At 46.9% G+C, this 22999-nt stretch carries 26 protein-coding genes; 25 read left to right on the top strand and 1 reads right to left on the bottom strand.

What is annotated here, in order from left to right:
• The first annotated feature begins 64 nt into the window (after positions 1-64).
• Both SB24_RS01890 and spoVM read left to right on the top strand, forming a co-directional pair.
• On the top strand, positions 65-709 hold the full coding sequence (locus SB24_RS01890; protein ID WP_015417455.1) for a thiamine diphosphokinase: 645 nt from the start codon (positions 65-67) through the stop codon (positions 707-709).
• An 86-nt stretch (positions 710-795) separates the two neighbouring features.
• Positions 796-876: a stage V sporulation protein SpoVM gene (gene spoVM / locus SB24_RS01885; RefSeq protein ID WP_003154329.1), complete on the top strand. Its 81-nt coding sequence runs from the start codon at positions 796-798 to the stop codon at positions 874-876.
• A gap of 77 nt (positions 877-953) precedes the next feature.
• Here the strand turns inward: spoVM and rpmB are convergent, their stop codons facing one another.
• Positions 954-1142: a 50S ribosomal protein L28 gene (rpmB, locus tag SB24_RS01880; protein ID WP_003154328.1), complete on the bottom strand. Its 189-nt coding sequence runs from the start codon at positions 1140-1142 to the stop codon at positions 954-956.
• Between the two features lie 258 nt (positions 1143-1400).
• On the opposite strand from rpmB, the gene SB24_RS01875 reads away from it, so the two are divergent.
• The 23 genes from SB24_RS01875 to ylqF all read left to right on the top strand — a co-directional run bounded on the left by SB24_RS01875 (position 1401) and on the right by ylqF (position 22965).
• A complete protein-coding gene (locus SB24_RS01875) occupies positions 1401-1763 on the top strand; it encodes an Asp23/Gls24 family envelope stress response protein (RefSeq protein WP_003154327.1) in 363 nt (120 codons plus the stop codon).
• Between the two features lie 15 nt (positions 1764-1778).
• Positions 1779-3446 carry a DAK2 domain-containing protein gene (locus SB24_RS01870; protein ID WP_039251530.1) on the top strand — a complete coding sequence of 556 codons (1668 nt, stop codon included), beginning with the start codon at positions 1779-1781 and terminating at the stop codon, positions 3444-3446.
• Positions 3447-3588: 142 nt separating this feature from the next.
• A complete protein-coding gene (gene sdaAB, locus SB24_RS01865) occupies positions 3589-4251 on the top strand; it encodes an L-serine ammonia-lyase, iron-sulfur-dependent subunit beta (protein WP_003154325.1) in 663 nt (220 codons plus the stop codon).
• A 20-nt stretch (positions 4252-4271) separates the two neighbouring features.
• A complete protein-coding gene (gene sdaAA / locus SB24_RS01860; RefSeq protein WP_003154324.1) occupies positions 4272-5174 on the top strand; it encodes an L-serine ammonia-lyase, iron-sulfur-dependent, subunit alpha in 903 nt (300 codons plus the stop codon).
• Positions 5152-7200, top strand: a complete 2049-nt coding sequence (gene recG, locus SB24_RS01855) for an ATP-dependent DNA helicase RecG (protein WP_039251528.1) — start codon at positions 5152-5154, stop codon at positions 7198-7200. The genes sdaAA and recG overlap by 23 nt, the downstream gene beginning before the upstream one ends.
• 106 nt (positions 7201-7306) lie before the next feature.
• A complete protein-coding gene (gene fapR / locus SB24_RS01850) occupies positions 7307-7873 on the top strand; it encodes a transcription factor FapR (protein WP_039251526.1) in 567 nt (188 codons plus the stop codon).
• A 13-nt stretch (positions 7874-7886) separates the two neighbouring features.
• Entirely contained in the window at positions 7887-8885 is a 999-nt protein-coding gene (gene plsX, locus SB24_RS01845) for a phosphate acyltransferase PlsX (RefSeq protein ID WP_007409758.1), read from the top strand.
• 18 nt (positions 8886-8903) lie between these two features.
• Positions 8904-9857, top strand: a complete 954-nt coding sequence (gene fabD, locus SB24_RS01840) for an ACP S-malonyltransferase (RefSeq protein WP_015417458.1) — start codon at positions 8904-8906, stop codon at positions 9855-9857.
• Positions 9850-10590 (top strand): 3-oxoacyl-[acyl-carrier-protein] reductase, encoded by a 741-nt coding sequence (fabG, locus tag SB24_RS01835; protein WP_003154312.1) that lies wholly within the window; start codon positions 9850-9852, stop codon positions 10588-10590. Before fabD ends, fabG begins: the two co-directional genes overlap by 8 nt.
• Positions 10591-10674: 84 nt before the next feature.
• Positions 10675-10908 carry an acyl carrier protein gene (gene acpP, locus SB24_RS01830; protein ID WP_003154310.1) on the top strand — a complete coding sequence of 78 codons (234 nt, stop codon included), beginning with the start codon at positions 10675-10677 and terminating at the stop codon, positions 10906-10908.
• Positions 10909-11046: 138 nt separating this feature from the next.
• Positions 11047-11796: a ribonuclease III gene (gene rncS / locus SB24_RS01825; protein ID WP_007409760.1), complete on the top strand. Its 750-nt coding sequence runs from the start codon at positions 11047-11049 to the stop codon at positions 11794-11796.
• A 101-nt stretch (positions 11797-11897) separates the two neighbouring features.
• Entirely contained in the window at positions 11898-15458 is a 3561-nt protein-coding gene (gene smc, locus SB24_RS01820; protein ID WP_039251523.1) for a chromosome segregation protein SMC, read from the top strand.
• 19 nt (positions 15459-15477) lie between these two features.
• Positions 15478-16467: a signal recognition particle-docking protein FtsY gene (ftsY, locus tag SB24_RS01815; protein WP_003154301.1), complete on the top strand. Its 990-nt coding sequence runs from the start codon at positions 15478-15480 to the stop codon at positions 16465-16467.
• 83 nt (positions 16468-16550) lie between these two features.
• Positions 16551-17321 (top strand): phosphotransferase family protein, encoded by a 771-nt coding sequence (locus SB24_RS01810; protein ID WP_033574578.1) that lies wholly within the window; start codon positions 16551-16553, stop codon positions 17319-17321.
• A 121-nt stretch (positions 17322-17442) separates the two neighbouring features.
• Positions 17443-17775 carry a putative DNA-binding protein gene (locus tag SB24_RS01805; RefSeq protein WP_003154299.1) on the top strand — a complete coding sequence of 111 codons (333 nt, stop codon included), beginning with the start codon at positions 17443-17445 and terminating at the stop codon, positions 17773-17775.
• Between the two features lie 13 nt (positions 17776-17788).
• Positions 17789-19129 (top strand): signal recognition particle protein, encoded by a 1341-nt coding sequence (gene ffh, locus SB24_RS01800; protein WP_014417759.1) that lies wholly within the window; start codon positions 17789-17791, stop codon positions 19127-19129.
• Between the two features lie 105 nt (positions 19130-19234).
• Positions 19235-19507, top strand: coding sequence for a 30S ribosomal protein S16 (gene rpsP / locus SB24_RS01795; protein ID WP_003154296.1), 273 nt, complete (start codon positions 19235-19237; stop codon positions 19505-19507).
• On the top strand, positions 19507-19752 hold the full coding sequence (locus SB24_RS01790) for a KH domain-containing protein (protein ID WP_015417460.1): 246 nt from the start codon (positions 19507-19509) through the stop codon (positions 19750-19752). The genes rpsP and SB24_RS01790 overlap by 1 nt, the downstream gene beginning before the upstream one ends.
• 90 nt (positions 19753-19842) lie before the next feature.
• Complete coding sequence (locus SB24_RS01785; protein ID WP_039251520.1) at positions 19843-20229, top strand: YlqD family protein; 387 nt, start codon at positions 19843-19845, stop codon at positions 20227-20229.
• Between the two features lie 4 nt (positions 20230-20233).
• Positions 20234-20758 (top strand): ribosome maturation factor RimM, encoded by a 525-nt coding sequence (gene rimM, locus SB24_RS01780; protein WP_039251519.1) that lies wholly within the window; start codon positions 20234-20236, stop codon positions 20756-20758.
• Positions 20755-21486, top strand: a complete 732-nt coding sequence (trmD, locus tag SB24_RS01775; protein ID WP_015417462.1) for a tRNA (guanosine(37)-N1)-methyltransferase TrmD — start codon at positions 20755-20757, stop codon at positions 21484-21486. The genes rimM and trmD overlap by 4 nt, the downstream gene beginning before the upstream one ends.
• Positions 21487-21626: 140 nt before the next feature.
• Positions 21627-21974 (top strand): 50S ribosomal protein L19, encoded by a 348-nt coding sequence (gene rplS / locus SB24_RS01770; RefSeq protein WP_003154288.1) that lies wholly within the window; start codon positions 21627-21629, stop codon positions 21972-21974.
• 142 nt (positions 21975-22116) lie between these two features.
• A complete protein-coding gene (gene ylqF / locus SB24_RS01765; RefSeq protein ID WP_007409766.1) occupies positions 22117-22965 on the top strand; it encodes a ribosome biogenesis GTPase YlqF in 849 nt (282 codons plus the stop codon).
• The last annotated feature ends 34 nt before the right edge of the window (positions 22966-22999 follow it).

The following is a 22999-nucleotide window of genomic DNA, read 5'->3' as shown; positions in this document are numbered from 1 at the left end:
CATGCTGAAAAAGAGCCCGGTGAAAGCCGCCGGCTCTTTTCGCGTCTAAGAGAGAGGATAACATATGAAGACAATCAATATCGTTGCGGGCGGCCCGCGGGAGCTTATTCCCGATCTATCCGAATACACTGACGGAGATACGTCGTGGATCGGAGTCGATAAAGGGACGGTTGCTCTTTTGGAGGCCGGAATCATTCCGCAGGAAGCTTTCGGTGATTTTGACAGCATTACGGAAGAGGAGCTCATGCAGATTCAAAAAGCGGCGCCGGCCCTCCATGTGTATCAGGCGGAAAAAGATTATACCGATCTTGAACTCGCCCTTGACTGGGCTTTACAAAAAGAACCGGAAACTATTCGGATATTCGGTGTGACGGGCGGAAGAGCCGATCACTTTTTAGGGAACATCCAGCTGCTGTATAAAGCCTTACATAAGAACACCGATGTCGAGCTGATCGACCGGCAGAATGACATTCAGATGTTCGGGCCCGGCCGTTATACAATTGAAGAAAAAGCGCGCAGACGCTATATTTCTTTCATTCCGTTTACGGAAGCGGCAGACGGCCTGACACTCGACGGTTTTAAATATCCCCTTGATAATTGTCATATTCCTCTGGGTTCCACACTATGTATTAGTAACGAACTCATTCATTCACGAGGTACTTTTTCGTTTGCAAAAGGCATATTAATAATGGTAAGGAGCGCGGATTAGAAAAGCGGCTTCTGCCATATGCGGAAAAAACCATGAATCCTAAAGTGATGAACGCAGCGGATACGGGACTTATAGGAGGGGACAAAATGAAATTTTATACCATTAAATTGCCGAAGTTTTTAGGAGGAATTGTCCGGGCGATGCTGGGCTCATTTAGAAAAGAGTAAGCCCAAGAAGCTGAAATTGCCCTCTTTGAACGCATAAAAAACGCCTGCCGCATAAAAGGGCAGGCGTTCATTTTTGCTTATACACGTTCAACTTTACCGGATTTTAAAGCCCGGGCAGATACATACACTTTTTTAGGTTTGCCGTCAACGAGGATGCGGACCTTTTGAAGGTTGGCGCCCCAAGTACGCTTAGAAGCGTTCATTGCGTGAGAACGGTTGTTTCCGGCTTTTGTTTTTTTACCTGTAATAAAACATTTACGTGCCATTTGTTTCCCTCCTAACTGCGCGAAACATCTTTTCAAACATAGTGTCTCAGATGCTTTCGTTATACAATACTTTAAATAATTTACCACAGCTAAAAACCGTTTGCAACTATTGTTTCCCTTACTTTCAAGAAAAATCACTTGACATGTAAAACCAATCACATTTCCGCGCTGAAGGCCGCTGTCTGTATCTTTTCTTTTCATAATGGGATACATATAGTAGAATAATGATAACTCTATGCACCTGAAGGAGGAACCTGTGTGTCCATTGAAATGAAGACAAAATACGGACAGATTGATATATCCAACGAAGTCATCGCAATGGTTGCCGGAGGCGCTGCCATTGACTGTTACGGAATAGTGGGGATGGCCTCAAAAAACCAGATTAAAGACGGTTTGTCTGAAATCCTCCGGAGAGAGAACTTCGCAAAAGGCGTACATGTCCGTCAGGAAGCCGAACAAATACATATCGACATGTACATTATTGTCAGCTACGGCACTAAAATATCCGAAGTAGCCCACAATGTTCAGACGAAGGTAAAATACACAGTAAATCAAACAATCGGACTTGCAGTTGATTCTGTAAATATTTATGTCCAAGGCGTACGAGTAACGAACCCGTAGTGAGGAGGATGAGTATTGTCTAGACGAAACTTAGATGGGAGAGCTTTTGCGGCAATGATTCTGGCGGGGGCTGAGACATTGTCTCAAAACGCATCCGCGGTGGATGCGCTGAACGTGTTTCCCGTGCCTGACGGCGATACCGGAACAAATATGAATTTATCGATGTCATCCGGTGCAAGAGAGGTAGAGCACATTGACTCACCCGACATCGGCAAAGTCGGCATCGCCCTGTCAAAAGGCCTGCTTATGGGGGCGAGAGGAAACTCAGGGGTGATCTTGTCCCAATTGTTCAGAGGTTTCACAAAGAGCATTGAAAACAAAAACCAAATAGACGCCAAAGAATTTGCCGCAGCACTCCAAGCGGGAGTGGATATGGCATATAAGGCGGTCATGAAACCGGTTGAAGGAACGATTTTAACCGTGGCCAAGGATGCGGCTAAAAAAGCGGTCGCCTCGGCTAAAGAAGAAACCGATATCATTGCTCTCATGGAGGCCGTTATTGAAGAAGCGGAAGCGTCGCTGAACCGCACGCCGGATCTGCTTCCTGTTTTAAAGGACGTCGGTGTCGTTGACAGCGGCGGAAAAGGTCTGCTTTGTGTATATGAAGGCTTTTTGGCTGCTTTAAAAGGAGAGGCCGTACCGAAAAAAGCGGTTCTTCCGGCACTCGATGATATGGTGAATGCCGAGCACCATAAAAGCGCGCAGAGCATGCTGAGTACAGAAGACATTGAATTCGGATTTTGTACGGAAGTGATGGTAAGGCTGGATCAAGATAAACGGACGTTCAAGGAAGAGACGTTCAGAAACGAACTGAGCCGTTTCGGCGATTCATTGCTGGTCGTGGCTGATGATACGCTTGCGAAAGTTCATATTCATGCCGAAGAACCAGGGAACGTACTCAATCTCGCACAGCGTTACGGCGATTTGATTAAAATTAAAATTGAAAACATGAGGGAACAGCATACTTCAATCATCAGCCAAGAACATGATGAAAAAAAGCCGGCCGGCGTTATGAAAGAAGCCCGCAAGCCTTTTGGCATCGTGACTGTGGCAATGGGAAAGGGCATTTCTGAATTGTTTACGAGCATCGGCGCTTCACACGTAATCGAAGGCGGCCAGACAATGAATCCGAGCACGGAAGATATTGTTGAAGCCGTTCAGTCTGTCAATGCGGAGACGGTTTTCATTCTTCCGAACAATTCCAATATTGTGATGGCTGCCAATCAGGCGGCGAGCGTGGCTGAAGAAAATGTCATTGTCATTCCGGCAAAAACGGTCCCTCAAGGCATGACCGCCCTGCTTGCGTTTAACCCTGACCAGCCGGCTGACGTAAATGAAGCCAATATGCTTGAGGCCATCCGGAATGTGAAAAGCGGACAGGTGACATATTCAGTCAGAGACACCCATATCGACGGCAAAGATATTAAAAAAGGTGATTTTATCGGCATTTTAAACAGTTCAATTATCGGCAGCGCCGAAGATCGGATAAGTGCGGCGAAATTGCTGCTGGATGAAATGATCGGGGAAGAAGATGAAATCGTAACCATCTTGTACGGAGAGGACGCGCCCGAAGAAGAAGCTGAGAAACTCGCTGAGTATATTGCAAGCGTCTGTGAAGATATCGAGGTTGAAATCCATAGCGGCAGACAGCCTCTGTATCCATATATATTTGCGGCAGAATAGAAGGGCTTATCAGGCCCTTCTATTCTTATGCCTTTATTTACCTGCGGCAGTGCGGCAGTGTGCCTGCTTGCCAATTGAGAAATGTTCAATTAGTCTAAAGAAAAGCGCTGAATGAAGTGATGTTAAGGAGGAGCAAACCAGCATGAAGTATAGAAGCGTTTTTGATATTATCGGCCCGGTAATGATCGGTCCGTCCAGTTCACATACCGCAGGCGCCGCCCGGATCGGCAGAGTGGCCAGAAGCTTATTCAGGCGGGAGCCCCGCCGGATCGTTGTGTCTTTTTACGGATCATTTGCGGAGACGTATAAGGGTCACGGCACTGATGTCGCGATTATCGGCGGCCTGCTTGATTTTGATACATTTGATGAACGGATTAAAACAGCGATTCAAATTGCGGAAGAGAAGGGCATATATGTAGAGTTCCGTACAGAGGATGCCGTGCCCGTTCATCCGAATACGGCGCGCATCGTCATTTCTGATGATGAGGGAGAGCTTGCCCTTACCGGTATTTCCATCGGCGGCGGAAAAATAGAAATCACGGAGCTCAACGGCTTTGAGCTGCGTTTGTCCGGAAACCATCCGGCTATTTTAGTCGTTCACAATGATAAATTCGGCACGATTGCAGGCGTTGCCAATGTGCTTGCGAAATTCTCCATCAACGTCGGACATATGGAAGTGGCGCGTAAGGACGTCGGCCAGCTTGCGCTGATGACGATTGAGGTCGATCAGAATATTGAAGAAGAAGTGCTTGACGAGCTTTCAACACTTCCTAATATTATACAGGTTACTAAGATAGCTGACTAAAAAGTCAGGAGGAAAATGACATGTTTCGTAATGTAAAAGAATTAATAGAAATCACTCAAGAAAAACAAATTCCGATTTCGGAAGTGATGATCACGCAAGAGATGGAAGTGACGCAAAAAACGCGGGAAGAAATCTTTCAAGGAATGGAGCGCAATCTCTCCGTCATGGAAGCAGCTGTTGAAAAAGGGCTGAAGGGCGTCACGAGTCAGACCGGTTTAACAGGCGGAGATGCCGTGAAACTTCAGGCATATATCCAATCGGGAAGAAGCCTGTCGGGCAATCTGATTTTAGACGCCGTTTCTAAAGCTGTGGCGACAAATGAAGTCAATGCGGCGATGGGAACGATCTGCGCTACACCGACCGCCGGCTCTGCCGGGGTCGTGCCGGGAACGTTATTCGCCGTAAAGCATAAGCTGAACCCTACGACAGAACAAATGATCCGTTTTCTGTTTACAGCCGGCGCGTTCGGTTTTGTCGTAGCAAATAATGCGAGTATTTCAGGAGCGGCAGGAGGCTGTCAGGCGGAAGTCGGGTCAGCATCAGGCATGGCAGCGGCTGCGATTGTGGAAATGGCGGGCGGAACGCCTCAGCAATCAGCGGAAGCAATGGCGATTACACTGAAAAATATGCTCGGTCTCGTATGTGACCCGGTCGCCGGATTGGTAGAAGTGCCGTGTGTCAAACGAAACGCAATGGGAGCATCCAACGCAATGATCGCGGCGGATATGGCGCTGGCCGGGATTACAAGCCGCATACCTTGCGATGAGGTGATTGACGCGATGTACAAAATCGGCCAGACAATGCCGACAGCACTGCGTGAAACGGGACAAGGCGGTTTAGCCGCGACACCGACGGGAAGAGAATTAGAGAAAAAAATTTTCGGAGGAGCGCTGAAATCAAGTGACACACCATCAGCAAACTAGTATAGCGGAAATTAAGGGCATTGGGCCGGAAACAGAAAAAACATTGCACGAACTTGGTATCTATGACATTTCTGATCTTCTGAATTATTTCCCTTACCGTTATGACGACTATGAGCTGAGGGATTTAGAAGAAGTAAAACATGAAGAAAGAGTGACGGTAGAAGGGAAGGTTCATTCAGAACCTTCTCTTACCTATTACGGCAAAAAACGAAACAGGCTGACATTCAGGGTGCTTGTCGGCAATTATTTAATTACCGCGGTCTGCTTTAACCGTCCCTACTTAAAAAAGAAACTGACGTTAGGTTCTGTCGTCACGCTATCCGGGAAATGGGATAAACACAGACAGATCGTTTCCGTGCAGGAATTAAAAACTGGTCCTCATCAAGAAGATAAAAGCATTGAGCCTGTTTATTCCGTTAAAGAAAACGTCACCGTAAAAATGATGAGACGGTTTATTAAGGAAGCGCTGCAGCATCATTTGGACAGTGCGGCCGATCCGCTTCCTGAAAAATTGAGAATCCGCTATAAGCTGCCTGATTACAAACATGCCCTGCAGACGATGCATCAGCCTGAAACGAGGGAATCGTTACAGCAGGCAAGACGCCGGTTTGTTTACGAGGAATTCTTATTATTTCAGCTGAAAATGCAGGCGTTCCGTAAAGCGGAAAGGGAACAGTCAAAAGGCATCAGCCATGTGTTTCCTGCTGAAAAGCTCGCCGCTTTCACAGACAGCCTGCCGTTTTCACTCACGACCGCACAGACGCGCGTGCTTCGGGAAATTACCGCTGATATGACATCCCCTTACCGAATGAACCGTCTGCTGCAAGGTGATGTCGGTTCAGGGAAAACAGCCGTCGCCGCCATCGCTTTGTACGCTGCGATTCTGTCGGGGTATCAGGGGGCATTAATGGTGCCGACTGAAATTCTGGCCGAACAGCATGCAGATTCTCTCGTATCGTTGTTTGCAAATGAAGATGTAAATATCGCGCTTTTGACGAGTTCTGTAAAAGGAAAGCGGCGCAGGGAGCTTTTGGAGCGGCTTGCTCTCGGAGAGATTGATATTTTAGTAGGGACCCATGCTTTAATCCAGGATGAAGTGGAATTCAAAGCGCTGAGTCTTGTTATTACGGACGAGCAGCACCGGTTCGGGGTCGAACAGCGCAAAAAACTCAAGAATAAAGGTCAGGATCCGGATGTGCTGTTTATGACAGCCACCCCGATTCCGAGAACGTTGGCCATTACCGTCTTCGGAGAAATGGATGTTTCCGTGATAGATGAAATGCCCGCGGGGCGAAAACAAATCGAAACGTATTGGGTGAAACACGACATGCTGGAGCGGATTTTGGCTTTTATAGAAAAAGAGCTGAAGCAGGGAAGGCAAGCCTATATTATCTGCCCGCTCATTGAAGAGTCGGATAAACTGGATGTACAGAATGCGATTGACGTATATAACATGCTGTCTGACGTTTACCGCGGTAAATGGAATGTCGGCCTGATGCACGGGAAGCTCCATTCTGATGAAAAAGATCAGGTGATGAGAGAATTCAGCGCCAATCAATGTCAGGTACTTGTGTCAACAACCGTCGTAGAAGTCGGGGTGAACGTGCCGAATGCGACGATTATGGTCATCTATGACGCCGACCGTTTCGGATTATCTCAGCTCCATCAGCTCCGCGGCCGGGTCGGGCGGGGAGACCACCAATCTTTCTGCATCTTGATGGCCGATCCGAAATCCGAAACCGGGAAGGAACGGATGAGAATCATGTCAGAAACAAACGACGGCTTCGAGCTGTCTGAAAAGGACCTTGAACTGCGCGGCCCCGGTGATTTCTTCGGAAAAAAACAGAGCGGTATGCCCGAGTTCAAGGTAGCGGATATGGTTCATGACTACAGAGCTTTGGAAACGGCCCGCCAGGATGCGGCCAACCTGGTGTCTTCAGAGGCTTTTTGGAAAGATGACGAATACCGCATGCTGCGCGGTCAATTACTTTCAAGCGGCGTCCTAGAAGGGGAGAAATTAAGCTGATTCTGTAAAATTCGGCGGCTTTCAAAAAACAATCATTGCATTCCAATCTATGAGATTATATACTACTATTAGTACCTAGTCTTAATTGTCCGGATGGTGTTTACAGATGAGAAGAAGCAAGAAAGAACGCCAAAAATTATTGCAGCAGACGATCAAATCGACACCCTTCATCACAGATGAAGAATTAGCGGGGAAATTCGGCGTCAGCATTCAGACGATCCGTTTAGACCGCTTAGAGCTCTCAATACCGGAGCTGAGGGAAAGAATTAAAAACGTGGCAGAACAAACGCTTGATGATGAAGTGAAATCATTGTCTTTAGACGAAGTGATCGGTGAAATCATTGATCTGGAGCTTGACGGCCAGGCCATTTCCATATTAGAAGTAAGACGCGAACATGTCTTCAGCCGCAATCAAATTGCGCGGGGGCATCATTTGTTTGCGCAGGCGAACTCACTCGCCGTAGCCGTCATTGATGATGAGCTGGCGCTGACCGCAAGCGCAAATATCCGCTTTACAAGACAGGTGAAAGAAGGCGAGCGCGTCGTTGCGAAAGCCAAAGTGACGGCAGTCGAAAAAGAAAAAGGCAGAACGGTAGTTGAAGTCAACAGCTATGTGGGAGAAGAAGTCGTGTTCTCCGGCTGCTTTGACATGTACCGTTCAAAACAATCATAAAGGTGGAGCATGCATGAGAATAGCTGTAGATGCAATGGGAGGCGACAACGCACCCAAAGCTGTTATTGACGGAGTAATGAAGAGTATTGAGGCATTTGACGATCTTCATATTACGCTGGTCGGTGACAAGACAACAATAGAATCACACTTGCCAACAACATCAGACCGCATCACTGTGTTGCACGCCGATGAAGTGATTGAACCGACGGATGAACCGGTCCGCGCCGTACGCAGAAAGAAAAACTCTTCTATGGTGCTGATGGCGCAGGAAGTGGCTGAAAACAGAGCGGACGCCTGCATCTCAGCGGGGAATACGGGCGCACTCATGACAGCCGGACTGTTTATCGTCGGCAGAATTAAAGGAATCGACCGGCCTGCGCTTGCGCCGACGCTTCCGACCGTTTCAGGCGACGGTTTCCTTCTTTTGGACGTGGGAGCCAATGTCGATGCCAAACCGGAGCATCTCGTCCAGTACGGAATTATGGGATCTGTATATGCCCGGCAGGTTCTCGGAATCAGCTCGCCCCGCGTCGGATTGTTAAATGTCGGCACGGAAGAAAAGAAAGGAAACGACCTGACAAAAAAGACGTTTGAACTATTAAAAGAAACAAACGTGAATTTTGTCGGAAACGTTGAGGCGAGAGACTTGCTCGAAGGCGCTGCTGACGTCATTGTCACAGACGGCTTTACGGGCAACGTCACGTTGAAAACATTGGAAGGTTCAGCGTTATCGATTTTCAAAATGCTGAAAGATACACTGACTTCAAGTTTTGTTTCTAAGCTCGCAGCGGGAGTGCTGAAGCCGAAGCTGATGGAAATGAAACTGAAAATGGACTATTCTGAGTACGGCGGGGCGAGTCTTTTCGGTTTGAAAGCGCCCGTCGTTAAAGCGCACGGCTCTTCTGACGCACGCGCTGTTTACCATGCGCTGCGCCAGGCGAGAGAAATGGTCAGCCAAAACGTGGCCGCATTTATAGAAGAAGAAGTAAAAGAAGAAAAAACAGATGAGTAGTCTGGAGGTTACCGCATCATGAGTAAGATTGCATTTTTATTTCCCGGACAGGGATCACAATATATCGGTATGGGAAAAGACCTGTACGAACGCGAAGAAGCGTCAAAACGTATTTTTGATGAAGCGGATGAAACGCTTGAAACAAAGCTGAGCTCGCTCATTTTTGAAGGCGACGCCGAAGAATTAACCCTTACATACAATGCGCAGCCTGCGCTGTTGACAACGAGCATCGCCGTATTGGAAAAGTTTAAAGAATCCGGCATCACGCCTGATTTCACCGCCGGCCACAGCCTCGGAGAATATTCGGCGCTTGTTGCGGCGGGAGCGATGACATTTAAGGATGCCGTTTACACGGTAAGAAAACGGGGAGAATTCATGAATGAAGCCGTGCCGGCCGGAGAAGGCGCCATGGCCGCTATTCTCGGCATGGATGCGGAGTCCTTGAAAAAGGTAACGGATCAAGTGACGGAAAACGGTCATCTCGTACAGCTTGCAAACTTGAACTGCCCCGGCCAAATCGTCATTTCCGGAACGGCAAAAGGCGTGGAGCTGGCTTCAAAAGAAGCGAAAAACAACGGAGCAAAACGGGCAATCCCATTAGAAGTAAGCGGACCGTTCCATTCTGAATTAATGAAGCCGGCAGCGCAAAAACTCGAGGAGGTGCTCAGCGCCTGTGAGTTAAAAAATGCGGCTGTTCCCGTGATTTCAAACGTTTCGGCTGACGTTATGACAGAAAAAGACGATATCAAGAAAAAACTGATCGAACAGCTGTATTCACCTGTTCGCTTTGAAGAAACCATTAACAAACTGATTGACGAAGGCGTCACGACGTTTGTTGAAATCGGGCCGGGAAAAGTGCTTTCAGGCCTTGTGAAAAAAGTGAACCGCCGCCTTAAAACAATCGCGGTTTCTGACCATGAAACCATCGAACTGGCGATTCAAACGCTGAAGGAGGAGAATCAGGATGCTTAATGAAAAAACAGCAGTGGTAACGGGAGCGTCCCGCGGAATCGGGCGGGCGATCGCGCTTGATCTTGCGAAAAACGGCTGTAACGTAGTAGTCAACTACTCCGGGAATGAAGCGAAAGCGAACGAAGTCGTAGATGAAATCAAATCTTTGGGCCGAAACGCGATCGCGGTAAAAGCCGATGTATCAAATTCCGAAGAAGTACAAAACATGATGAAAGAGGCTGTCGCTGCATTTTCTTCAATTGACATTCTCGTGAACAATGCGGGGATCACAAAAGACAATCTTCTGATGAGAATGAAAGAAAATGAATGGGATGACGTCATTAACATTAACTTAAAAGGTGTATTCAACTGCACGAAAGCCGTGACAAGACAGATGATGAAACAGCGCTCCGGCCGGATTATCAACGTATCATCAATCGTCGGCGTCAGCGGAAACCCCGGCCAGGCGAACTATGTGGCGGCAAAAGCCGGTGTAATCGGCTTAACGAAGTCATCAGCCAAAGAGCTTGCGAGCCGCAATATTACGGTCAATGCCATTGCTCCGGGCTTTATTTCCACAGATATGACGGACAAGCTTTCTAAAGAAGTCCAAGATGAAATGCTGAAGCAGATTCCGCTCGCGCGTTTCGGTGATCCTTCCGATATCAGCAGCGTTGTTACGTTCCTTGCTTCTGAAGGATCGCGTTATATGACGGGCCAAACCCTTCATATTGACGGCGGAATGGTGATGTAAAGATTTGTTTTTAAAATTTCATCCTAGTTTCTCTAGTTTTTTAAAAACGAATCCTCTATAATACTTGAGGGGAGGTGAATTGCTATGGCAGATACATTAGAGCGTGTAACGAAAATCATCGTAGACCGCCTTGGCGTTGATGAAGCTGACGTCAAACTTGAAGCTTCTTTCAAGGAAGACTTAGGTGCTGATTCCCTAGATGTAGTTGAGCTTGTTATGGAACTTGAAGACGAGTTTGATATGGAGATTTCTGACGAAGATGCTGAAAAGATTGCAACAGTCGGCGACGCTGTGAACTACATACAAAACCAGCAATAAGCTGATGCTAAAAGTCCCGCCTGACAGCGGGGCTTTAGCCCTTTAATCGTTCGGTTACCGGCGTCTGACGCTGTACGCGCTGCCGATTCCGTTTACGGCGGGGAGCGCGGTGAACCTGATGTGCCTATGGAGGTTACTATGTCAAAACACTCACATTTTAAAGATAAAAAAAAGTTCTATAAAAAAATAGAGCAATTTAAAGAGTTCCAAGAACGGATTTCGGTTCATTTTCAAAACGAGAAACTTTTGTATCAAGCATTTACACATTCATCTTATGTGAATGAGCATCGGAAAAAGCCGTATGAAGACAACGAAAGGCTTGAATTTTTAGGTGACGCTGTTTTGGAACTGACGATCTCCCAATTCTTATTTGCCAAATATCCGGCCATGAGTGAAGGAGATTTGACGAAGCTGAGAGCCGCTATCGTATGCGAGCCGTCACTCGTCTCACTTGCCCACGAATTGTCATTCGGCGATCTTGTTCTCTTGGGAAAAGGAGAAGAAATGACGGGCGGCAGAAAGCGTCCTGCGCTTTTAGCGGATGTGTTTGAAGCGTTTATCGGCGCACTGTATCTGGATCAGGGCCTTGACCCGGTTCAGCAATTCCTGAAAGTGTACGTGTTCCCTAAAATAAACGATGGTGCTTTTTCTCATGTGATGGATTTCAAAAGCCAGCTTCAAGAATTTGTACAGCGGGACGGAAAAGGATCGCTTGAGTACAAAATTCTCAATGAAAAAGGGCCTGCCCACAACCGGGAATTCGAGGCGCTAGTCTCTCTTAAAGGTGAGGCGCTCGGTATCGGGAACGGACGTTCCAAAAAAGAAGCCGAGCAGCATGCGGCACAGGAAGCTCTTGCAAAATTGCAAAAACATCATACGAAACAATAAAATCCCCCTGTATCCCTAGGGGGATTTCAGTATGTCTGCGCCTGATATAAGCGGGTGATTATGATAATATTGAGATACTTATACGATAAGGAGGATCTGGGATGTTCCTCAAACGTTTAGACGTTATAGGATTTAAATCATTTGCAGAACGGATATCCGTTGACTTTGTAAAAGGCGTCACGGCCGTTGTCGGTCCGAACGGCAGCGGAAAGAGCAACATTACCGAAGCCATCCGCTGGGTGCTCGGCGAACAATCAGCCCGCTCGCTTCGGGGCGGAAAAATGGAAGATATCATTTTTGCGGGAAGTGATTCGCGCAAGCGGTTGAACCTTGCCGAAGTCACGTTAACGCTTGATAATGAAGATCATTTTCTCCCGATCGATTACCACGAAGTCAGCGTGACGAGACGGGTGTACCGTTCCGGAGAGAGTGAATTTCTCATCAACAATCAGCAGTGCCGTTTGAAAGACATCATTGACTTATTTATGGACTCCGGGCTCGGAAAAGAAGCATTCTCTATTATCAGCCAGGGGAAAGTCGAAGAGATTCTCAGCAGCAAAGCGGAAGACCGCCGCAGTATTTTTGAAGAAGCGGCCGGCGTGCTGAAATATAAAACAAGAAAGAAAAAAGCGGAAAACAAACTGTTTGAGACGCAGGATAACTTAAACAGGGTGGAAGATATTCTCCACGAGCTTGAAGATCAGGTCGAACCGCTGAAAATCCAGGCATCAATCGCCAAAGACTACTTAGAAAAAAAGAAAGAGCTTGAGCATGTCGAAATTGCCCTTACCGCCTTTGACATCGAAGAACTGCATGGCAGATGGTCGGGTTTAAAAGACAAGGTGCAGGCTGCTAAAGAAGAAGAATTGGCGGAATCATCGGCTCTATCCGCAAAAGAAGCGATGATAGAAGAGACGAGAGATAAAATCCACGCGCTTGATGAATCCGTCAACGAACTGCAGCAGGTTCTGCTCGTGACAAGTGAAGAGCTGGAAAAGCTGGAAGGCCGGAAAGAAGTGCTGAAAGAGCGCAAAAAAAACGCCGCGCAAAACCGGGAACAGCTTGAGGAATCCGTTACACATTACACGAACAAAGAAGCCGAACTGAAAGCGGACATTGCAAAACAGTCTGCCGTCTATGATAAGCTGCGTGCGGAAGTGAAGCGGTTAAACGCCCAAGTGAAAGAAAAGCAGCAGGCTCTCAGTCTGCATAATGAAAATGTAGATGAGAAAATTGAACAATTAAAAAGCGATTACTTTGAATTGTTAAACAGCCAGGCGTCGATTCGCAACGAGCTGCAGCTTTTAGATGACCAGATGTCCCAATCCGCGGTCCAGCAGGCGAGACTGACCGCAAACAATGAAAAATATCTTGAAGAACGTAACGATATTACAGTCCGCAAAGCGGCGTGCGAAGAAGAATTGGCCGCCGTTGAAGAGGATATTCACAATCAGGTCGTCCGCTTTCGCGAAGTCCAGACAGCATATGAACAGAAAAAACGCCAATATGAAAAGAAAGAATCAGCGCTGTATCAGGCATATCAATTCGTCCAGCAGGCCAGATCCAAAAAAGATATGCTTGAAACGATGCAAGGCGATTTTTCAGGATTTTACCAAGGCGTAAAAGAAGTGCTGAAGCAGAAAGAGCAGCTTGGCGGCATCCGCGGTGCCGTTCTCGAACTGATTGCCACCGAACAAAAATATGAAACGGCGATCGAGATTGCACTCGGCGCAGCGGCGCAGCACGTTGTCACAGACGACGAGCAGGCGGCGCGGAAAGCGATTCAATATTTAAAACAGAATTCCTTCGGCCGTGCGACGTTCCTGCCGCTTACGGTTATGAAACCGCGCCAGCTCCAAACCCGTGATGAACAGACGGCTCAGAAGCATCCGTCTTTCCTCGGCACAGCGAGCGGGCTTGTCACATATGATGCCGCGTATCGGAATGTCATTCAAAACCTTCTCGGCACCGTGCTGATCACTGAAGATTTAAAAGGCGCGAATGAACTGGCCAAGCTTCTCGGGCACCGCTACCGCATCGTGACGCTTGAGGGCGATGTCGTCAATCCAGGCGGATCAATGACAGGCGGCGCGGTCAAAAAGAAAAACAATTCTCTGCTCGGCAGAAGCCGTGAGCTTGAGACGGTGACTGCGCGGCTTGCCGAAATGGAAGAAAAAACAGCTCTGCTCGAAAAAGAGGTCAAAACGCTGAAGCAGGCCATTCAAGAGCTTGAACATACGCTGAGCGGTCTCCGTGAAGACGGTGAAGCTTTCAGAACAAAGCAGCAGGATGTAAAAGGCAGGCTGTATGAACTCGAAGTTGCTGAAAAGAACATCAATACCCATCTGGAGCTTTACGATCAGGAGAAAGCATCACTGACGGAAAGCAGCCGGGAAAAAGAGACGCGCAAATCAGCTCTGGAAGAACAGCTGAGTGAGGCATCCGGCCAGCTGAAAGAGCTTGAGGAAGAGATGGAAAGGCTGACAAAACAAAAGCAGACCCTATCCTCAACAAAAGAAACGCTCTCTCATGAACTGACGGAATGTAAAGTGGCTGCTGCGAAAAAAGAACAGGCTTGTTCGAGTGAAGAAGACAACCTCAAACGGCTGAAAAAAGAGCTTGAAGAAACGCAGCTCGCTCTGAAAGAAACACGGGAAGATTTAAGCCTCCTGACCTCAGAGATGACGTCCAGCACAAGCGGTGAGGAGCAGCTTGAAGAAGCAGCCCATCACAAGCTTCACGATAAAACGAGAACGATCGAATTGATCGCCAGCCGGCGCGACCAGCGTGTGAAGCTCCAGCGGGCTCTTGATACGAACGAGCTTGAACTGAAAGAGATGAAGCGTCTGTATAAGCAAAAAACAGACATTCTGAAAGATGAAGAGGTAAAACTCGGCCGGATGGAAGTTGAGCTTGATAATCTCTTGCAGTATTTACGTGAGGAATACAGCTTATCCTTTGAAGGAGCAAAAGAACAATATCAGCTCGAACTCGAGCCTGAAGAGGCGAGAAAACGGGTCAAACTGATCAAGCTTTCAATTGAAGAGCTCGGAACGGTCAATCTCGGCAGCATCGATGAATTTGAAAGAGTAAACGAACGGTATCAGTTTTTAACAGAGCAGAAAAATGACCTGACGGAAGCGAAAAACACACTGTTTCAAGTCATTGAAGAAATGGATTCTGAAATGACGAAGCGATTCCATGAAACGTTTATCCAGATCCGTTCTCAATTCAACGACGTGTTCCGTTCTTTATTCGGAGGAGGACGGGCTGAACTGAAGCTGACTGATCCGAATGATCTTCTTAATTCCGGGGTGGACATTATCGCGCAGCCTCCGGGCAAAAAACTGCAAAACTTAAATCTTTTGTCAGGGGGAGAACGGGCGCTGACTGCCATTGCCCTTTTATTCTCCATTCTGAAAGTAAGGCCCGTGCCGTTCTGCGTCCTTGATGAAGTGGAAGCTGCGCTTGATGAAGCCAATGTATTCAGGTTTGCGCAATATTTAAAAAAATACAGCGGCGACAGCCAGTTTATCGTCATCACCCACAGAAAAGGCACCATGGAAGAAGCGGATGTCCTCTACGGTGTTACGATGCAGGAATCCGGCGTTTCCCGAATGGTTTCGGTCAAACTGGAAGAAACAAAAGAATTCGTTCAGTAACGAGGAAAGAGGTTGAAAGATGAGCTTTTTTAAAAAATTAAAAGAGAAAATCACGAAACAGACAGACTCCGTCTCTGAAAAATTTAAAGATGGTCTTGAAAAAACAAGAAATTCCTTCTCAAATAAAGTGAACGAACTTGTCTCCCGCTACCGGAAAGTCGACGAGGATTTCTTCGAGGAGCTTGAGGAAGTGCTGATTGGCGCTGACGTAGGTTTTACAACCGTTATGGAGCTGATTGATGAGCTCAAAAAAGAAGTGAAGCTGAAAAACATCCAGGATCCTCAGGAAGTGCAGTCCGTCATTTCTGAAAAGCTTGTCGACATTTATAACAGCGGCGACGAACAGATTTCTGAATTAAATATTCAGGACGGGCGCCTGAACGTTATTCTGCTTGTCGGGGTAAACGGCGTCGGAAAAACGACAACGATCGGAAAACTTGCCCATAAGCTGAAGAATGAAGGCAAATCCGTTGTGCTCGCTGCCGGAGACACCTTCAGAGCCGGGGCGATTGAACAGCTTGAAGTGTGGGGGGAGCGTACAGGCGTGCCTGTCATTAAACAGGCTGCCGGAAGCGACCCTGCTGCGGTTATTTATGATGCCGTACACGCGGCTAAAGCAAGAGGAGCGGATGTGCTGATTTGTGATACGGCCGGCCGCCTTCAGAATAAAGTAAACTTAATGAAAGAGCTTGAAAAAGTCAAACGCGTCATCGAACGCGAAGTGCCTGAGGCTCCGCATGAGGTTCTCCTTGCGCTGGACGCGACGACAGGCCAAAATGCGATGGCGCAGGCGAAAGAATTCTCCAAAGCGACGAATGTGACGGGTATCGCGTTAACGAAGCTTGACGGCACCGCTAAAGGCGGTATCGTCCTGGCGATCCGCAATGAGCTTCACATCCCCGTGAAACTGGTCGGCCTCGGAGAAAAGGTTGACGATCTCCAGCGGTTTGATGCAGAATCTTACGTATACGGTCTCTTTTCTGATTTAGTTGAAAAAGCCGAGGATTAATGAATAAAAAACGAGTATAAAATGGACGGTTTTATACTCGTTTTTTTATACGGATTGATAGATCGGAATGGAGGGGGCAATTGTTGGACAAATGGCTGAAAGCTGAATTGGAAAGTAAGATCGGCGCGATAAACCATATGTCGCTGTTGGATGAACAGGGAGGCACTTCAACCGTTCGAAAAATAGTGGCCGGCCAAGACGCATTTCTGCTGAAAAGTTCTTTTCAACAGAAGTATCGGGAATGGTTAATGAGAGAAGCCTTCGTTTTACAAAAACTGACGGAAACTCGTCGTCTGCCTGTTCCTATTTATTATGGGATGATACAGGAACAGCATGCCAGCCATATCATCATGTCATTTGAGGATGGAATCACCCTGACTTCGGCTTTAAGAAAAGCAAAAGGGGATACTGAAAAGAAAAAGCTGATCAAAAGTTTCGGCCAGTTTCTGCAACGTCTGCATGAAACCGAAATGGTCCCTGGTTTACAGCCGGAATCAGACTGGCTCGATCTGCAAATCAAACGAGCCGGGGAATATGTCAAAAAAGGACAGGCTGAAGGAAGTGCAGAGCTTTTGAAGGAATTGGACAGGTACAGGCCTGTTCCTGTTCAGCAGACAATGATTCACGGTGACTGCACGACTGATAATGTGCTGGTGAAAGACGGAGAGGTCTATCTGTTTATCGATGCTGCGGGAATATCGGCGGGAGATCCGCGATATGATGAATCATTAGCGATCAGTCATTTTGTCACAAATGAAGCATGCCTCAATGCTTTTTACGAAGGCTATTGCCGCTATCGTGTATCAAAACAAGAATTCGAGTATTTTAACGACGGTCTATATGAATTTTTTTAAAAAAACTTATTATGTAAAAAGAGCATCCTGCTTTGACAAGATAAAAACTTGACACACGCTCTGAAACCATGTAAACTAAGTTTTTGTAAAGGGATTTGACTTAACAAAGGGGAGAGCTCAAATGTCGCTCGAAAAAACGACGAGAATGAACTATTTATTTGACTTCTATCAGTCGTTGCTGACGTCAAAACAAAAGAGCTATATGTCGCTTTATTATCTGGACGATTTCTCCCTTGGTGAAATAGCCGAAGAGTATGACGTTTCAAGGCAAGCCGTTTACGATAACATCAAACGGACTGAAGCGATGCTTGAACAATATGAAGAAAAACTGCTCCTTTTTAAAAAGTTTCAGGAGCGTAAAGAAATGTTTACAAAGCTGAAAGAGCTTGCTTCCGGTTTGCAGGAAGAGGAAAAAATGACGGCTCTGATTGAAGCGCTTGAGAAATTAGATTAGGAGGCGGCAAACAATGGCATTTGAAGGATTAGCCGACCGACTGCAAAAGACGATTTCAAAAATCCGCGGAAAAGGAAAAGTCAGCGAACAAGACGTAAAAGAGATGATGCGTGAAGTTCGTCTTGCGCTTCTTGAGGCTGACGTTAACTTTAAAGTCGTAAAGGATTTTGTGAAAAAAGTAAGTGAACGGGCTGTCGGACAGGACGTTATGCAGAGTCTGACACCCGGTCAGCAGGTTATTAAAGTCGTAAAAGAAGAGCTTACCGAGCTGATGGGCGGCGAAGAAAGCAAAATTGCCGTCGCCAAACGCCCGCCGACCGTTATTATGATGGTCGGGCTCCAAGGTGCCGGTAAAACGACAACCACGGGGAAGCTTGCCAACCTGCTGCGCAAAAAACATAACCGCAAACCGTTGCTCGTGGCTGCGGATATTTACCGACCCGCCGCGATTAAACAGCTGGAAACACTGGGGAAACAGCTTGATATGCCGGTCTTTTCGCTTGGCGATCAGGTCAGCCCGGTGGAAATCGCCAGACAGGCGATTGAAAAAGCGAAGGAAGAGCATCATGATTATGTGATTTTAGATACCGCCGGACGGCTGCACATCGATCATGAACTGATGGATGAGCTCTCCGGCGTAAAGGAAGTCGCAAATCCTGAGGAAATTTTCCTTGTCGTCGACTCAATGACCGGTCAGGATGCGGTAAACGTCGCCAAAAGCTTTAATGACCAGCTCGGTTTAACGGGCGTCATTTTAACAAAGCTTGACGGGGATACCCGCGGAGGTGCGGCGCTTTCTATCCGCGCGGTCACCGAAACGCCGATTAAATTCGCCGGAATGGGAGAAAAGCTCGATGCTCTTGAAGCGTTCCATCCCGAACGGATGGCATCCCGGATTCTCGGAATGGGTGACGTGCTGACCTTGATTGAAAAAGCTCAGGCGACCGTTGATGAAGACAAAGCCAAAGAGCTTGAGCAGAAAATGAGAACGATGAGCTTCACATTGGATGATTTTCTGGAGCAGCTCGGCCAGGTCCGAAACATGGGGCCTCTTGACGAACTGCTGCAAATGATGCCCGGCGCAGGCAAAATGAAAGGCTTAAAAAACATCCAAGTCGATGAAAAACAGCTGAATCATGTGGAAGCGATCATTAAATCAATGACTGTTCTTGAAAAAGAACAGCCGGATATCATTAACGCCAGCCGGCGGAAGCGGATTGCCAAAGGAAGCGGAACATCCGTTCAGGAAGTCAACCGTCTTTTAAAGCAGTTTGAGGAAATGAAAAAAATGATGAAGCAGATGACCAACATGTCAAAAGGGAAGAAAAAAGGCTTTAAATTACCTTTTATGTAATCGGTTATACATGATAAAACCGTTGTTAAGAAAAAACACTTTACAAACACTTTTATCATTGTTAATATACTATCTTGTTGAAATATTTTCGGAGGTGCTAGTAAAATGGCAGTAAAAATTCGTTTAAAACGTATGGGAGCAAAAAAATCTCCTTTCTATCGTATTGTTGTAGCAGATTCTCGTTCACCGCGTGACGGCCGTTTCATCGAAACAGTCGGCACATACAACCCGGTTGCAAAGCCGGCTGAAGTGAAAATCAACGAAGAGCTTGCTCTTAAATGGCTTCAAACAGGAGCTAAACCTTCTGATACAGTCCGCAACTTGTTCTCAAGCCAAGGAATTATGGAAAAATTCCACAACGCTAAACAAGGCAAGTAATGACTGATCAGAACTTGGAAGATTTGATTGTCAGCATTGTGGCTCCGCTTGTCGACCATCCGGAAGACATATCGGTCACAAAGGAAGAGACTGATCAAAAGATTGCGCTGCGCTTATCTGTCAATAAGTCAGATACCGGTAAGATTATCGGAAAGCAAGGCCGGACTGCAAGAGCGATTCGAACCGTCGTTTTTGCAGCTGGCGCACAGTCTTCTAAGAAAGTTCAATTTGAAATATTTGACTGAAAAAGGGAGAGGGCCGGCACCTCCCCTTTTTTTACACGTAAAAAAGGCAAATGAACAGAAATATGTTGGAAGAGTGGGGAGTCTGGTCCTATGCAGATTATTCACAGGGTAACCGTTATGCAGGTTCTGACCGAGCAAAGCAAGGAAAAGCTTTTGGCCACTTTTGCAGAAAAAAAGCAATCGCTTGAACGAGAATGCAGCCAGCTCTATTTTCAGCTTAGAAAACATGAAAAAGATCAGCAGAATCCCGATGTAGCGGAATCTTTTAAAAAAGCCATTGAGAAAAGACAAGACAAAATCAAAATGATCGATTTCCAAATAAGCCAGACAGAGTCGCTCCCGCTTGGAAGCGAAGTGAAGGAAAAGGAGATCGATGCGCTGCTTTCAATCAATGTCGGTGATAACTGGCATGAAAAAACAGCGGCAAATACCATCGTCATAAAAGACGGGGTAGTAATTGAAATCCGCCCGAGGTGATAATATGACAAACAGATGGTTTAATGTAGGCAAAATTGTAAATACCCACGGCATTAAAGGCGAAGTGCGGGTCATTTCTAAAACGGACTTTGCCGAAGAACGGTACAAGCCCGGCAATACGCTCTATTTGTTTGCGGAAGGGGCTGCGGAGCCAATCAAAGTAACGGTCAGCGCCCACAGGCTTCACAAGCAGTTTCATCTGCTGCAATTCAAAGAAATGCCGAGTCTCAATGAAGTCGAACACCTAAGAAACATGGTGATCAAAGTCCCTGAAGAAGACTTGGGAGAGCTTGAAGAAGATGAATTTTATTTTCATGAAATCATCGGCTGCGAGGTTGTGTCAGAAGACGGGGAACTGATCGGCACAGTGAAGGAAATCTTGACGCCAGGGGCTAATGACGTATGGGTGGTTGCAAGAAAAGGCAAAAAAGATGCGCTCATTCCGTATATTGCTTCTGTGGTAAAGGATATTAATATAAATAAGAAGAAAATTAAGATTCATGTAATGGAAGGGTTAATAGACGAATGAAAATCGACTTTTTAACACTGTTTCCCGAAATGTTTCAAGGGGTGCTCGGCTCCTCCATTCTGCAAAAAGCACAGGAAAAAGAGGCTGTCCGTTTTGACGTCATCAATTTCCGGGCTTTTTCGGATAATAAACACCAAACGGTTGATGATTACCCGTACGGCGGGGGAGCCGGGATGGTGTTAAAGCCGCAGCCCGTATTTGATGCGGTTGAAAAGCTGACAGCCGGTACGGACGCCAAGCCGCGCATTATTCTCGTCTGCCCGCAAGGTGAGCGTTATACGCAGAAGAAAGCCGAGGAGCTGGCACAAGAGGAACATCTCATGTTTATTTGCGGACATTATGAAGGGTATGATGAACGGATCCGGGAACATCTTGTCACTGATGAAATCTCCATCGGGGATTTTGTGCTGACCGGGGGAGAGCTCCCTGCCATGATGATCGCCGACAGCGTTGTCAGGCTTTTGCCGGGCGTCCTCGGAAAAGAAGCATCCCACGTGGAGGATTCCTTCAGCACGGGGCTTTTAGAGCATCCTCACTATACGAGGCCAGCAGATTATAAAGGCTTAAAAGTGCCTGAGACCCTTCTGTCCGGCAACCATGCCAAAATACAAGAATGGCGAAATAAAGAATCAATCAGAAGAACCTTTTTAAGACGTCCGGATCTTCTTGAAAACTATCCTCTCACTGATGAGCAAAGAAAATGGATTTCCGAGTGGGAAAACGAATAGATTCTATTGCGCAGGCGATGAAGATATGATAAGATACTACTTGTGGCTTAAGGAGGCTTATCCTTCAGAAGCTTGAAAACGATGTTCCGCTGTGCCTTGCAGTTGTGGCCAAGAGCATCTGTTGGAAGGAGTTGAAAACGATGCAAAAACTAATTCAAGATATCACAAAAGAACAGCTTCGCACTGATCTTCCTGCGTTCCGTCCTGGTGACACTTTACGTGTACACGTAAAAGTTGTTGAGGGTAACCGTGAGCGTATCCAGATCTTCGAAGGTGTTGTGATTAAGCGTCGTGGTGGTGGAATCAGCGAAACGTTCACAGTTCGTAAGATTTCTTACGGTGTTGGCGTTGAACGTACATTCCCTGTACACACACCAAAAATCGCGAAAATCGAAGTTGTACGTTACGGTAAAGTACGTCGCGCTAAGCTTTACTACCTGCGTGAACTTCGCGGAAAAGCGGCTCGTATTAAAGAAATCAGACGATAATGATAACGAACGAAAAGAGCTTGTTACCCGTAACAGGCTCTTTTTTTATATGAAATTTGTAAAAGCAGAACAAGCAACGTAAAATACATAAGAGATCATCGGAACATCCGGTTCCGGTAAATAAGGCAGGTGTCGAAGTCACATGACCATTCAATGGTTCCCGGGCCATATGGCTAAAGCGAGACGGGAAGTAACAGAAAAACTGAAATTAATTGATATCGTATACGAATTGGTGGATGCGAGAATCCCGATGTCATCGAGAAATCCGATGATTGAGGAGATTTTAAAAAATAAGCCGCGCATTATGCTTTTAAATAAAGCCGATAAGGCGGATGCGGCTGTGACTGCTCAGTGGAAGGACCACTTTCAGGAACAGGGCATTCCCTCTCTTTCAATAAACTCCGTTAACGGGCAGGGACTGCATCAAATCGTGCCGTCCTCGAAAGAGCTGCTGAAAGATAAGTTCGATAAAATGAAAGCAAAAGGTGTCAGGCCAAGAGCAATCCGCGCATTAATCATCGGCATTCCGAATGTCGGCAAGTCTACGCTCATTAACCGGCTGGCCAAAAAAAACATTGCCAAGACGGGAGACAGGCCCGGCATTACCACTTCACAGCAGTGGGTCAAGGTAGGCAAGGAATTAGAGCTGCTCGATACACCGGGAATTTTATGGCCTAAATTTGAAGATGAGCTTGTCGGCTTGCGCCTGGCGATCACCGGGGCGATTAAAGATACGATTATCAACCTGCAGGATGTGGCCGTCTTCGGGCTGCGCTTTCTGGAAGAGCATTATCCCGACCGCTTGAAGGAGCGCTACGGACTTCAGGAAATCCCTGAGGATATCGCCGCTCTTTTCGACGCGATCGGTGAAAAACGCGGCTGTTTGATGGGCGGCGGAATGGTTGACTATGATAAAACAACGGAAGTCATCATTCGGGACATCCGGACGGAAAAATTCGGCAGACTTTCATTTGAAACACCATCAGAATAAAGACGCGCAGCGATGCGGGTCTTTATTTTTTCCG

Source organism: Bacillus sp. Pc3, assembly GCF_000815145.1.
GTDB classification, from domain to species: Bacteria; Bacillota; Bacilli; order Bacillales; family Bacillaceae; genus Bacillus; species Bacillus velezensis.
This window is presented reverse-complemented; position numbering and strand designations above follow the sequence as displayed.